This window comes from Methanospirillum lacunae (assembly GCF_003173355.1).
In the GTDB taxonomy this organism is placed as follows: Archaea; Halobacteriota; Methanomicrobia; order Methanomicrobiales; family Methanospirillaceae; genus Methanospirillum; species Methanospirillum lacunae.
Map to the genome: position 1 here is coordinate 37711 of NZ_QGMY01000003.1, position 15161 is coordinate 52871.

Below are 15161 nucleotides of genomic sequence, written 5' to 3' on the forward strand. Positions count from 1 at the left end.
TTTAATAGACTTCAAAAAGTATAATCGTGCCATGCGGCTCATAGTAGGCAGATGATTTCAGATATCTACAATTCCTGTTCCTACCAAAGACCGGGAACTGGGCCAGACCAGGCCACAAACTCCATATTCATATCCCAAACAAAGTGCCCGGAGGGAGATTAATTCATCCATCTGATGAAGGAGTTGTTGAAAAAAAAACTCCCGGACACACAGGTGGACGACTTCTAATCAAAGGAGCACGCGAGCATAACCTCAAAAATATTACCATCGCTATCCCGCGTGACGAACTGGTGGTTATTACTGGTTTGTCAGGATCAGGAAAATCCACCCTTGCCTTTGATACGATATATGCTGAGGGACAGCGCAGGTATGTAGAATCCCTCTCCTCGTACGCAAGGCAGTTCCTCGGCCTAATGAACAAACCCGATGTGGACAGCATCGAAGGTCTCTCACCAGCAATATCCATTGAGCAGAAGTCAACAAGTAAAAATCCACGATCTACAGTGGGAACGGTTACAGAGATCTATGATTACCTCCGTCTTTTGTATGCCCGTATCGGAATCGCTTATTGCCCTGAACATAATCTCCCTATCATTGCACAGTCACCTGAGAAGATAACAGAGAAGATAGAAGAGGAATTTTCAGGGATGATAACTATCCTGGCACCATTAGTCAGGAAGAAAAAGGGAACATATCAGCAACTCTTTAAAGACTTAAACAAGGAAGGATTTGCAAGAGTCAGGGTCAATGGTGAAATATACCGGACAGAAGACGAGATTGTTCTGGAACGGTACAAGATGCATACTATCGACCTCGTAGTCGATCGTCTTGATTCATCAGATCATTCACGTATTGTTGAAGCTATAGAGCAGGCAACAACAAGATCAGATGGCCTTGTTATCGTAGTAGGGGAAGAAGGAATTGATCATCTCTACTCTGCTAAGATGGCCTGCCCGATCTGTGGTATGACCTTTGAAGAACTTCAGCCACGGATGTTCTCATTCAACAGTCCATTCGGAGCCTGTCCCGAATGTAAGGGTCTTGGAATAAGAATGGACTTTGACTCAGGCCTGATTATTCCAGATAAAGAGAAGTCTATTGCAGAAGGAGCTATTGCTACTTACCGTAATTTCCTGGACGGATACCGTTCCCAACTTGTTGGAGCAGTAGCCGAACATTTCGGCTTTACTATTCATACCCCGATTAAAGACCTTACCCCTAAACAATTTGAAGTCCTGATGTTCGGCTCACCAGATCAGATCAACTTTCACATGAGTTACAAACAGGGGCAGGGGACCTGGTCACACAAAGGTACCTGGGAAGGGCTGCTTCCTCAGGCAGAGCGACTCTATCAACAGACCGAATCAGAGTATCGCAAACGTGAACTCGAAAAGTTTATGCGGATCAGCGAATGTCCGGTTTGTCACGGAAAACGCCTGAAAGAGACTGTACTTGCCGTCAGGATAGCCGGACATTCGATCGTGGATGTAACTGATCTCTCAATTTCTTCATGTATCAGGTTTTTTGAAACTCTCCAGTTGACAGATAAAGAGCGGGAGATCGCCCAGCAGGTTCTGAAAGAGATTCAGTCACGACTCATCTTCCTGCAGAGGGTTGGACTCGGTTATCTCACACTCTCCCGAACTGCCGGGAGTCTTTCTGGTGGAGAAGCACAGCGGATAAGACTTGCAACCCAGATCGGTGCAAATCTCATGGGAGTGCTCTATGTCCTTGATGAACCATCTATCGGACTTCATCAGCGTGATAATAACCGTTTAATCGAAACACTCCGTCAGCTCCGTGATCTCGGTAATACGCTCATCGTTGTCGAGCACGACGAAGATACCATCAGGGCAGCAGACTGGGTTATTGATATGGGGCCTGGAGCAGGTACCCATGGTGGCGCTGTAGTCGCCGAAGGCACACCTGACGAGGTAGAAAAACATCCTGAATCATTAACCGGGGCGTATCTGTCAGGAAGGATGAAGATAGAGGTTCCGCAGAAACGTAGAACCAGTAAACGGTTTATCACAATCAATGGTTGTCGAGCCAATAACCTCAAGGGAGTATCAGCCAGAATTCCAATGGGGACACTCACACTCGTATCAGGAGTTTCAGGATCTGGAAAATCCACCCTCATTTACGATACACTCTATCCTGCTCTTCAAAAGGCAGTATACAACTCCCGTGTTGACGTGGGCGCTCATGATGAACTTATCTTTGATGAAGAGGTCGACAAAGTAATTGTCATTGATCAATCACCAATAGGCCGCACACCTCGATCCAACCCGGCAACCTACACCAAAGTTTTTGATGAGATCAGGACTCTATATGCAGAAACAAAAGAGGCAAAAGTCAGGGGATATAAATCAGGACGTTTCTCATTCAACGTAAAAGGAGGACGCTGCGAAGCCTGCCAGGGAGACGGATTGATCAAGATAGAGATGAATTTCCTGCCTGATGTGTACATTGAATGCGAAGAATGTAAAGGGAAAAGATATAACAGAGAAACCCTTGAAGTAAAATACAAGGGGAAATCCATCGCAGATGCCCTCGCAATGAGCGTAGAAGAGGCGATGGAGATCTTTGGAAATATCCCTAAGATCAGAAATAAACTCCAGACACTGCTCGACGTGGGTCTTGGATACATCAAACTTGGACAAAGTGCAACAACACTCTCCGGCGGTGAAGCTCAACGGATTAAACTGACCCGTGAACTCTCAAAGCGAGCCACAGGGAAAACAGTATACCTTCTTGATGAGCCGACAACAGGGCTTCATTTCCACGATGTTCGAAAACTGATTACTGTCCTGGACGGACTAGTTGAAAAGGGTAATACAGTTATCGTTATTGAACATAATCTGGATGTTATTAAGTCAGCCGATTATATTATAGATTTAGGGCCAGAAGGAGGAGATGCCGGGGGTGAGATTATTGTGTCAGGTACTCCTGAAGAGATTGCTCAAAATACAAAGAGTTATACTGGGATGTTTCTTAAAAAACTGCTTCCCCTTCAGGAAAAACCAATTAAAAATAAAACCGGAAAAGTCCGAGTATCAGCTAAAAAGAATAAATAACTTTTTTCGTCTAAATCAGGTAATGTCAAATCGCAAATGACAGCTGCAGATAACCTATGATCGATCTCAAAGATGTCCCCCAGGATCCAGGCTGTTACCTATTCAAGGATGCAGAAGGGACGATTATCTACATCGGTAAAGCAAAAAATCTGAAGAAACGAGTTTCCAGTTACTTTCAAAAGACCGATCATAATGCCAAGACAAAGCGGATGGTCAGCGAAGCTGCGGATCTTGACTTCATCATTACTGCGTCAGAGGTTGAAGCGCTAATCCTTGAAAATACCCTTATCAAACGTCATCAGCCAAAATTTAATATTGATCTCAAGGATGCCAAAAGTTACGCATTCATTCGGATCAGCGATGATCCATTCCCAAGAATTGGTATAGCCAGGTACAGGGGCGGGAAGAAGGGGGGCACCCTGTACGGCCCATTTGTCTCTGCTGCTGAACGTGATCATGTTCTTGCATTCATCAAACAGACCTTCCATTTGAGAACCTGTAGGAAAATGACCAGACGGGCCTGTCTTCGCTCTCATTTGGGAACCTGTTCTGCTCCTTGTCAGGGAAAAGTATCAGAACCGGAATATCAGTACCAGGTGAAGAGTGCTGATCTGCTCTTGAAAGGTAAAAACCAGGATCTCATTGCCAGTCTTAAAGGTGAGATGGTGGAGCATTCAGAGCAACAGGATTTCGAAGCGGCACTTGCAATCAGAGATCAGATTACTGCCATCGAACATCTTTCAGAGAGACAATACGTTCAACGTCAGAAACAGGCAAATGAACATATCATTAATTATCAGATAGTGTCAGGAACAGTATATCTGATTCTCTTCACAATTGAGAGGGGAACGCTGACCAGCAAAGAAGAGTTCGTTTTTCCTGACACCGAAGATTTTCTTGAAGAATTTATCATCCAGTATTATGCCGGTGTTAAACCACCAAACGAACTTATTCTCCCGGAAATGCCGGATTCAAACATTGAGGAGTATCTCTCGAACATCAGAGAGACTAAAGTTACCCTTACAATCCCAGTTCAGGGGGCAAAAAAACATCTGCTCGATCTCGTAATGAAGAACATTGAGGCATCATTCTTTGCCGGGAAAATGAGAGTTATTGAACTAGGTGAGGCATTACATCTGCCTGCTCCTCCGGATGTTATCGAATGTTTTGATATTTCACATCTTTCAGGAACCGGAACGGTTGGTTCAATGGTGAGTTTTCAGGATGGAAAACCTGACAAGAAGAATTACCGGAGGTTTAGAATTAAAACAGTAGAGGGTATTGACGATTTTTCTTCGATTGCTGAGGTTGTGAAACGCAGATATAGCAGATTAAAAAAAGAAGAACAGCCATTTCCTGATCTAATCATTATTGACGGTGGCCAGGGTCAACTCCATGCAGCTGAAGCAGAACTTAGAGAATTAAATCTTTCAATTCCACTCATATCAATAGCTAAGAGAGAGGAAGAGATCTTTACTACAGGCAGAGCCCTTCCAATTCCTTTATCAAAGAAAAGCCCCGCATCCCTCCTGGTACAGGAGATCAGGGATGAAGCTCACCGATTTGCCATAACATACCAACGTCAGATAAGAAGGAAAAAAGCACTATCATGACAGATTTTCAAATCGTATCAGAATATCAGCCACGAGGTTCGCAGCCTGATGCAATTGGGAAACTGGTTGAAGGGTATAACAAGGGATATCCGGCACAAACTCTCCTGGGAGTTACCGGGTCAGGAAAAACATTCACGATGGCAAATGTCATCGCAAAACTGAATATGCCGACTCTGGTGCTGGCTCACAACAAAACCCTGGCAGCCCAGCTCTATCATGAATTCAGAGAGTTTTTTCCCCACAACCGGGTCGAATATTTTGTTTCATATTATGATTACTATCAGCCTGAATCTTATATCGCAAAAAAGGATCAGTACATCGAAAAAGATGCACAAATAAATCCGAAGATCGAGATGATGAGGCTCTCCGCAACTGCATCACTACTTGGGAGGAGTGATGTTATTGTTGTTGCTTCAGTATCCTGTATCTATGGTCTTGGCAGGCCAGATACCTACAAAAGTATGGGATTTGATCTCGGAGTTGATCAGAAGATTGGGCGTAAAGAGATCATATCAAAACTTGTAGATAATCTCTATGAACGCAATGACATTGAACTCATCCCAGGACGATTCAGGGTAAAAGGAGAGACCATAGATCTGGTTCCGAGTTATTATAACAATATTATCAGGATAGAACTCTTTGGAGATGTTGTAGACAGGATTACCGAGATAAACCGGACTACCGGAGAACCTGTAGAAAAACTCAGACATATCTATGTATATCCGGCTAGTCATTACATCATTCCTGAAGAGCAGAAAGAAGCTGCAATAAAATCTATCGAGGCCGACCTTGCAGAACGTCTACCCCATCTCGGGATGCTGGAAGCTCATAGATTAGAGCAGAGAACTAAGTACGATCTTGAGATGATCAGGGAGACCGGATCATGCAAAGGGATCGAAAACTATTCACGACACTTTGATGGCAGGAAAGTTGGAGAAAAACCATATTGCCTCCTTGATTATTTTCCAAAAGATTTTCTTTTCTTTATCGACGAGAGCCATCAGACAATCCCCCAGGTCAGGGCAATGTTTAACGGAGATCGATCTCGTAAGATACCACTGGTAGACTACGGATTCAGACTCCCTTCCTCATTTGATAACAGGCCACTCAGGTTTCCTGAGTTTGAGCAATATCTCAAACACGTTATCTTTGTATCTGCTACTCCTGCAGATTACGAGAAAGACAATTCACAGCAGGTAGTCGAGCAGATCATCAGGCCAACAGGTCTTGTTGATCCGATAGTTGAAGTCAGACCTATCCAGGGACAGATGGAGGATATCAAGGCAGAGATTCAAAAAACTATCGAAAACGGAGACCGTGTTCTCCTCACAACCCTGACCAAAAGACTGGCAGAAGAACTAACTGAGTATCTCGAAACCCGGGGAGTGAAAACACGATATCTTCACTCAGATATTGATACCCTGGAACGGACTGAGATCATAAGGGAACTAAGGCTGGGTATCTTTGATGTTTTAGTGGGAATCAACCTTCTCCGAGAGGGTCTGGATATCCCGGAGGTTGGTTTCATCGGTATTCTTGATGCTGACAAAGAAGGATTTCTCCGTGATGCAAGAAGTCTGATTCAGATTATCGGACGGGCAGCCCGTAATTCAGAGGCTCATGTTGTATTGTACGCTGATACGATAACCGGTTCCATGCAGACAGCAATGGATGAGACTGATCGAAGACGAAACCTTCAGATCGAATATAACAAAGAAAACGGCATAACCCCACAGACGATCAGAAAGCCGATCAGAGAACAGGAGATTGAACTTCCAGTGGGAAAGCCGGTTCCAAAATCTTCAATCCCGGCATTGATTATTGACCTTGAGTCACAAATGAAGACTGCTGCCCAACTTCTTAATTTTGAAGAAGCAATCATGCTCAGGGACAAAATTGCAGCATTGAAGAAAGATTTGGAATAATACACCATTTTACCGACGATCAAAAGTAGTGATCGTCACAATTCGTTTTAAAAAAGTTTAAAGAACGGAGATATATCCATCTTTTACTTTTTCTGAAGTACCTTCATTGCTAAACACCTTCAGAGTTACCGTGTAATTGCCAGGTGTAGAGTATACATGCAATGGATTCTGGTCATAGGATGCGGTGTTGTCTCCAAAGTTCCAGAACCACTCAGTTGGGAATCCCTGTGATTTATCCTCGAACTGGACACTAAGTGGAGATTTTCCCGAAACCGGGTGAGCCATGAAATCAGCTACTGGTTGCTGCATCACTGTGATCGTCTCGTATGCATAATCCTTTGCTATGAATGGCTTGTCAACCTGGTGAGTTACCTGGTACACTCCTGGGGCAGTATAGGTATGGGATATGTTCTTAGAGAGTGAACCTGCACTGCTGTCACCAAAGACCCAGCCCCATGAGACATCTTCTGTGTTCAGTGAACAGTCTGTGAATTCAACAGTTAATCCCGGAGGAACCGTTCCTCCCAGTGGTTTTGCCATCATACAGGCAATCGGATCTGTGGTAACACAGATGTAATCCTTCTTCTCGACAGTGACACCATTAGGTGCTGCTGCATTGAAAGCAGTAAGTTTTACTGTGTAGTTACCTGTTTTTGCATACAGATGAACCGGTTCACGAACATTTGTTACCTCACCATCACCAAAGTCCCATAGCCAGTCAGTCGGATTATTGATGGTGAGATCCTTAAAGGTTACAGGGTACTTTGGTGGAACCCTAACACGATCTGCTTCGAAATCAGGAACTGGCGGGAGAACGAAGACAGGTTCAATTGTATGATCTGAACTGATGTTTACAAAGGTGTACGGATTGATTGGTCCCACTGAACTGTTGTCTACAATCAGATCATAAAGGGCATTACCAGTATCAGGAGTAATCGTGAAGGTCTGGTTAGACCCGCAGTTCACCTGAACGATCCCATTTGTTCCTGCAGGGGAGATATTCCCACCATTGGACTGATTTACTAGAATGTTGTAGGTTTTAATCTGGAACACTGCCTGAATTGTATGATCAGCATTTACATTCGGGAATGTGTAGACAAATGGACTAACTTGAGGTCCACTGCTTACCCCGTCCACAATGACATCGCCTATAGTATAACAGGGGTTTGCAGCTATGGTGAAGGTGATCGAATCACCAATGGTTACATTCTGTGGGGTAGACGGAGAAATTGTTCCGCCTACTCCTGCCGATGGTGTTATTGTGTATGCATACTTACTGAAACTTGCGTTAATCGAGTGATTTTTAGTCACATTCGGGAAACAATATGTCATAGGACTTGTATTGTTACCCTGACTAATGCCATCAACCTCCACATTGGAGATGAAGTAATTACTGAATGCGGTGATGTTGAAGCACTGTGTGTTCCCGAAGGTAACATTAACTGTGCCATTGGGCTGGATTTGACCGCCCTGACCAGCAACCGCCGTGATGGTCAGGACGTCAGGCTGAAAATGTGCAACAATCTCGTGGTTCTCAGTTACATTCAGAGTGTAAGAACTGACCGGGCCCTTGGAGACACCATTGTCGGTTATATCTGCGAGTTGATATCCTGAGAATGCAGTTGAGTTGAAAGTAAGAGTCTGCCCATACGTAGCAGTGGTGTTGCCAGATGGAACTATCATCCCAGCATTTTCAGGGATGACAGATGATGTCACATTGAACCACTGCTTTTCAAAGACAGCATGCCAGGTAAGATTTGTATGGAGATTGCACACCTGGAAGTTGGTCTTGAAACCTTCAGACTCCATGTATGAGTCGCCAGATTCAAACTCGGGCCTGAGATAAGAAAGATAGTATCCAGGATCAGGAATTCCGGTTGTATTTTTGGTACACCCGTCATAGTCCACCTGATAGGGATCAGATGGATCAATCTTTCCTCCGCTCGTGTAGTTTGCAAATACCGTAACTTTGGTTGGGCGGAAGGTGCAGTATAACGTGTGGTTATACGTCATCTTTGAGCCCTGAATCACATAGGATGGTGCATACGGTACCGGTTCACCATCAAGATATAACTGTTTGACCTGGTTGTCGGCATCTGGTGTGAAGTTATATGCCACACTGTCGTCACCATAGTCGTAGAAGGTTATACCGGCATTGTTTACTGAACCACCTTTTCCTGCTGTTGCATTAACAGCTACCTGTTTCTTAAGAGAAGAAAGGTAAAGGGTCGCATTGCCCAGTGTCTTTTCATGTGGATATGTAACATTTTCGAGATTATAGGTTATATTGAATACAGGTTTTCCTTCGCTCGTCCGATCCACAGTCAGGTTATGAGCAAGATATGCCGGATGCTCTCCACTCAGGGAAAACTCCTTGGTTTCTCCTGCAATAACAGGGATGAGACCTGATGGTTGAATGGAGGAGTGTGCATCCGATTCTGCCTGAATGAAGTATGTGGCACGATCAAGGCTGATGATCTGTCCCCACTTTGAAGGGCGACCAACAAACAGAGTGGTGTCAACAGTTACTGTTTTTGGCAGGTTCATTGGCATCCGGTCAAATGTTACATTGACGATCTTCTGGGCAGGAAGACTGATCCAACACGGAGTCCGATTCTCCTGCAATTCGCCATCGTATGTTACATTGGCTCCTTTTGGTATGCCAAGCTCTGGATGATCATCATCATCCACACTGGTCTCGAAGTAGACCTGCACATAATTAGTGAACGGCGTCAGTTCTATCTCAACTGTACTTGGGGTGTTGGCAGTCACATTGAAGAATTTGTAGCCCAAGTGGTACCGGTCCTTGAAGAAGACTGAGAAGTATTCTCCTGAGTAAAGTTGTTGGGTAGTTGTCGTGTTACCAATTATCCCGGCAGTATACTTCAGAGAATCAGGCGTGATATCCTCTGTTGAGACAACGTTCTGTATCTTTGCTGCAAATTCTTCATGAGAACCATTGAAAGAATTCAGAGCACTGTCCATTTTAGATACGAGTGCACTCTGCTGGTCTGCATTCATCCTGCTAATCTGGTAAATGTAGACATCAGCACTTGTCGGATCACTCTTAAAGGTAACAGGTGATGTCTCCGGAATTGGATCAAGATTGATACGAAGTTCAGTCACGTTCCCTGCAGTAACCTCTGTAGTTCCATTTTTAGGATAATACCCGGATCGGGTGATGTTATAAATATAGGTTCCTGGGGGAAGAGACTCTACAGATGCAGGAGTTTTACTGTAGATCAAACTGGTGACATTTGGTATCTCACGGTGAAGAGTCAGATCCGAATCTGACGGATTGGTGTCGAGATGGATGGCACCATATACCGGATTGTTTGGTGTGAGTGTTACCGTGCTGAAGTTGAGATACGTTCCCGGGGTGACGGTGAACGATTCATTCCACCAGGTAATAAATCCGTACTTCTTTAAAAATAACCGATAGGTCCCAGGTTCCACAAAGAACTCTCGCGGAGTGAGACCCTCTGTATCCGACACTGTCAGGTTGTCAGGCGAGACCGACACATTAGTGAGGTAGATTTCAGCTCCAGCAGGAACAGAATTAACAAAGACTACCCCTTTTTGTTGTGGCTCCGCCATACTTCCGGTTATCAGGAATGCCAGGATTAGCAGCCCCGCGATGACCGGATATGCAGTTTTGTATGCCATTACTTCACACTTCCCCTGTAAATCATTCATGAATGAAGGAAATCCCCGTGACGCATACCATAATGGGATGCAACTCGCAAGAGGAGTTAATCAGGGTTATATTTCTCATCATATATATAGGTGTTGAAATACGCCAAAAAATAGAGGAATTTCAAATATTAAAGGTGTATCAGTACCCGTCTGCGAAATGAATACTTAATTCAAGCGAGCACAAAAAAAAGGATATCAGGAGTTGTAATCCAGGTTACATCTATAGTAGTTTGGATAAGATCTCTCCGATCTCACACTACGACCACATATGCAACACGGGACTTCTCATTTACTCCCATGTCATTCTTCACAGACAGAGTTACTGTATACTCACCAGGATTTACATAGGTGTGAGACGGAGCAATTGGAGTTGTATTGAACGAATTTGTACGGTCACCAAAGTCCCAGTACCACTCAGTTACGTTTGATTGATTTGGAGTGTAATCTTCAAATTGGACAGTGAACGGATGAGTTCCACTGTACTTCTTCCCTGCAGCCCCGAAATTCACATCCTTTGGTCTTGACTTGTTTTCAATCAGGATCGTCTTTACTGCCGATCCAGATTGACCATCCCAGTTGGTCCCAGTCATATTGACAGTGTATGATCCCTCTGTAGAGTATGCGTGAACAATTGACGAGGAGTCAGTAGTTGTTGAGTTGCCATCACCAAAATTCCAGATCCAATGGATAGGTTGACCTTTGGATGTGTCGATAAAGGTGATTGGTTGATTAACAATTCCCCACTCTCCTGACGGATCAGTCACGAAATCGGCGTACACCGGGCCTTTTACACGGACAACATTTGAAGCAGTACCATTCCCGTACGGATTAGTTACAGTCAGGTTTACTGTGTATGTTCCCGCATTCTGGTAATAATTTACCGCAGGTGTACCTATTGAGGTATTTCCATCTCCAAACTGCCAATACCACCCATTGATGGATTCACCCTTTGATGTGTCAACAAACGTCACTCTCTCAAACCGGTTGGCAATATCAGGAGTAACGGTGAAACTTGCTTCTGGAGCCTTTTGTACACTGATATTAATTCTAGATCTTGAAACATTCCAAGCACCATAATATGGATTACTCACATTAAGTGTAACATTGTGCCAACCTTCGGATGTAAACTGATGATATGGACTCTTATTAGTATCATTTGGCTGAATATCATCAAAGTTCCAGTCCCAGTTAGTAATATCGGCCTGTGGAGCGGAGAGATCAGTAAACTTAACCACCATTGATCCATTCACCGGAACTACAGATGTACCATTAGGGGTAAAGTTAGCATACACCGGACTTCCAACTTCAATGGTTTTATTTGCAACTTTTGTTAAACCGGAAGTATCAGTCACTGAAAGTGTCACATTATAGTTTCCTTCCTGGTTGAACGTGTGAATCACCGATGAACCAGATCCAAGGCTTGTTTGATCACCAAAATTCCAACTACGGCTGGAGACTAAAGATTGTGGAGTTGAATTATCTGTGAAATTAACTGTAAAGGGGTAATATCCCTTAGTCTGGTTTGCAGCAATGTTAGCCTGAAGGCAATTAGTTAAATTGATACTCAGATGCTTGACACTCCAATTTAATTGCGGGTTTGTTGCTTGAAGATCTACCTGATAGGTTCCGGCTTGTGGATACTCAAAAACCGGATTACTCTGATGATAGACATTTTTATATGAACCATTTAAATAATAAAAAGTCCAGTACCAGTCATTTGGATCATCAGTAGAGTTATCCATAAATTGGACACTCAGAGGAAACGTCCCGCATTTTGGAGAATAACTGATATCTGCTACCAGGTTCTCATATACAGTCACCTGTTTCGTTGTGGTATTCCCTTTTGTTGGATCGCTACCATAACAACGTGGATCATATACTGTGAGACTTACATTGTACGTCCCATTGCGGGAATAACTATAACTGGCATTTCTAGTAGGGGCCATATGGTCTGGTGAAAAACGCCATTCCCAACGGGTATATTGATCTACACCTGAAGAAGTATCAGTGAAATTAAAAACTGCGCTTGAATCGCGATCGATAGTTGGTGGAACAGAAGGATCCCATGTAAAGTTTGCATAGAGCCCAGTTACATTTACCCACTGACTCGACTGATTCCAGATTCCAAATGTATTATTCCATCCAATCTGGGTAACATTGTAACGACCTGGCAAATAATACGTATGATTGACCCAGTTCTGCGATAAATTGATGTCTTCCGTACCATCATCATAAATCCAAGTTATATTATCAAGATTACTTCCAGATGAATTATCCCTAAAAGTGACATTCACAGGGAATGCCGCACATGAGTATTGATATGGGGTAAAATTGGAAGTGATATTATCATATACCAACAATGGAAGGCTTGTCTGATTCCAGCCATAACTTGTGTTCGTTTTCAAAGTGACGGTATATACCCCGGGTTTCTCAAAAATATGGGTGAAATTCTCTGATGTGTTAATCTCATAACCACTTGAATTGGAGATATTCCATTCAGGAATAAGTTGAATGGCAGGCGTTGCATCAAATGTCCATGACTTATAATTTAGATCTGCCTTTAATGGTGCCGGGCCTTTGTCAATTAATACATGTGTATAATTATCGGTGATATTGAAATCAGAAACAGGAGGAGGATACATGACAAAAGAATATGTACTGTAATTCATCGGGTAAATGATGGAGTCCGTTGAATTAGTTGCAGTGACATTAACATCATATGTCCATGGCGTGGATGGAGACGTATATGGAAAAGTATGGTTGAATGCATTTAGCCCATTTGCAGGATTGTCAGTTGGTTGCTGATATGTAGTACCATCACTAAATTTCCAGTTCAGAATATCAGGAGTTGAACTATTTGAAGAAATATTGAATTTAAACCGGGCCTGATATTGATACGTTGGAAATGTCTGATTAATTGAACCATTAATCGGAAGTTTCACAAGTACCGTTGTATCATTAGTCAAGGGAGTACATTTTAAGGGGTTTGGATCTGAACCATTCCAGGCAGACCAAGTCATAATATATTTCCCAGGTCCTGGAATGGAAAGATCAGTATAATTATCAGGGAGTGTATTTTGATCAGAATCTAAAACAGTTGTAGTCCCAAAGCGCTTTATAGAACTGGAGAAATTATCAGCAATCTGGTCTTGTGCTATTCCTTCTTTATCAGCAACATAAAACCTCTTTGTCACTGACGAATAATTATCGACAAAGAAAGTGAGGTTATCAGATGCTAAATCGTATAAATATTGAGGTTCAGAGCAGGGATAACTTTCAATCGTTACATCACCCGCAGAAACCACATTCACAAGCCCAAATAAGGCAATAATCAACATTGATGTAATAATAAACAAGTTGAATTCAATTTTTCCCATTTTTACTCCCCACATCAGTTCTACCCTGATTGTACCAATCTTTCTTCTTCAAATCCCACACCTGACACTTCAGGATAAAGAAGTTTTACCGGTGTAATCAGAACGCGATATATAGAAGATCATATTCTTCACATAATATAAATATTATTATATCTTTATCACCTGCCCGAATTATAGAAAACAACAAAAGGAGATCATTCACTCCTACCTCATGAAACGCAGATAGTCTCACGGGATCATGATCAGAGAACCTATCATCACCAAGGTTTAACCAATATATATGGCAGAACCTACCAGGGTCCAGTTGTCAACAAACAAGGGCGATATCCTGATAGAACTTTATGAAAACCGCCCGATTACAACGGGAAATTTTGTAAAACTGATCTCAGAAGGATTCTATGATGGAATCGTTTTCCACCGGGTCATTGACAAATTCATGATCCAAGGTGGATGTCCAAAAGGTACCGGAACTGGCGGTCCTGGATACACAATACGTGATGAATTCACCGCTGATAACCGGAACGATCGGGGAACAATCTCTATGGCAAATGCAGGGCCAAACACCGGCGGAAGCCAATTCTTCATCAATCTGGTTAACAACAATTACCTTGACAAAAATCATCCAGTATTTGGCAAGGTAGTCAGCGGGATGGATGTGGTCGATGCAATTGCTAAAGTTAAAACTGACAGAAATGATCGGCCAAAAGAAGACATTGTTATCCAGAAGGCAACGGTAGTCTCTAAAAAAGAGTAATATCGTATCAGAAAACAGGATTATTCCTTGATTTCTTCAGCCTTTTTTTCAGGTTTCGGATACTTCTCTATATACTGAATTTCTTCAATACCATTGACCAGATCAAATATTGAGATCGTGATGTAAGGCTTACTGCTGACAAAGCGTCTGCTATATGAATAAATGCCAGCTGGAAGGTCAACTTTAGCAACACCATTCTCAATAGATACACTCGTCTCAAGTCCGGAAAAGATGCTTATCAGACCCTTTATCTGCTCTGCTGGATCTTCAACAAATCCTTCGATCTTATATGAATAATCCAATGTCTGACCAGCGAGCGGGTGATTAAAATCAACGAGAACACGATTCCCGATCATCTTAACAACAGTGCCTTCACCGGTATTCGGAATATTTACCCGCATACCGACAGATGGCTTCTCATTGAAGACTTTCTTCTCATATGAGCGCATCAGTTCCTGTTCACGCTCCCCGAAAGCCTTCTCTGGTGGGATCTCAATCGTACCTTCATCCCCAGGCTCCTTCCCCATCACAGCCTCATCAAGACCGAGAAGAATCTGTTGTTTACCTGCGCATACTATCACAGGCTCGTACTTCTTCTTCTCATCAAATGCACCAGATTCACGTGCTTCGGTCTCGCTGGTCGTATCAAAAACCATCCCGAAACTGCGTCCGGTATAACTGAGTTTTATAAAATCTCCTTCTTTGACAGGCATTCTTGG

At 43.1% G+C, this 15161-nt stretch carries 7 protein-coding genes; 4 read left to right on the top strand and 3 right to left on the bottom strand.

Annotated features, from left to right (window positions below; all coding sequences use genetic code 11):
• Positions 1 to 161: 161 nt before the first annotated feature.
• The 3 genes from uvrA to uvrB are packed head-to-tail and all read left to right on the top strand — an operon-like array spanning position 162 to position 6615.
• Positions 162 to 3077 carry an excinuclease ABC subunit UvrA gene (gene uvrA, locus DK846_RS05005; RefSeq protein WP_109967915.1) on the top strand — a complete coding sequence of 972 codons (2916 nt, stop codon included), beginning with the start codon at positions 162 to 164 and terminating at the stop codon, positions 3075 to 3077.
• Positions 3078 to 3133: 56 nt separating this feature from the next.
• A complete protein-coding gene (gene uvrC, locus DK846_RS05010) occupies positions 3134 to 4690 on the top strand; it encodes an excinuclease ABC subunit UvrC (RefSeq protein WP_109967843.1) in 1557 nt (518 codons plus the stop codon).
• Entirely contained in the window at positions 4687 to 6615 is a 1929-nt protein-coding gene (uvrB, locus tag DK846_RS05015; protein ID WP_109967844.1) for an excinuclease ABC subunit UvrB, read from the top strand. Before uvrC ends, uvrB begins: the two co-directional genes overlap by 4 nt.
• A 57-nt stretch (positions 6616 to 6672) precedes the next feature.
• Here uvrB and DK846_RS05020 read toward each other — a convergent pair whose 3' ends face one another.
• Together DK846_RS05020 and DK846_RS05025 are read right to left on the bottom strand one after the other, a co-directional pair.
• Positions 6673 to 10311, bottom strand: a complete 3639-nt coding sequence (locus DK846_RS05020; RefSeq protein WP_109967845.1) for a PKD domain-containing protein — start codon at positions 10309 to 10311, stop codon at positions 6673 to 6675.
• Between the two features lie 251 nt (positions 10312 to 10562).
• Positions 10563 to 13688: a PKD domain-containing protein gene (locus tag DK846_RS05025; protein WP_181391633.1), complete on the bottom strand. Its 3126-nt coding sequence runs from the start codon at positions 13686 to 13688 to the stop codon at positions 10563 to 10565.
• Positions 13689 to 13968: 280 nt separating this feature from the next.
• Here DK846_RS05025 and DK846_RS05030 point away from each other — a divergent pair, with 280 nt between their 5' ends.
• Positions 13969 to 14442, top strand: coding sequence for a peptidylprolyl isomerase (locus DK846_RS05030; protein WP_109967847.1), 474 nt, complete (start codon positions 13969 to 13971; stop codon positions 14440 to 14442).
• A gap of 20 nt (positions 14443 to 14462) precedes the next feature.
• On the opposite strand, the gene DK846_RS05035 is transcribed toward DK846_RS05030, so the two are convergent.
• On the bottom strand, positions 14463 to 15155 hold the full coding sequence (locus tag DK846_RS05035) for an FKBP-type peptidyl-prolyl cis-trans isomerase (RefSeq protein ID WP_109967848.1): 693 nt from the start codon (positions 15153 to 15155) through the stop codon (positions 14463 to 14465).
• Between the last annotated feature and the right edge of the window lie 6 nt (positions 15156 to 15161).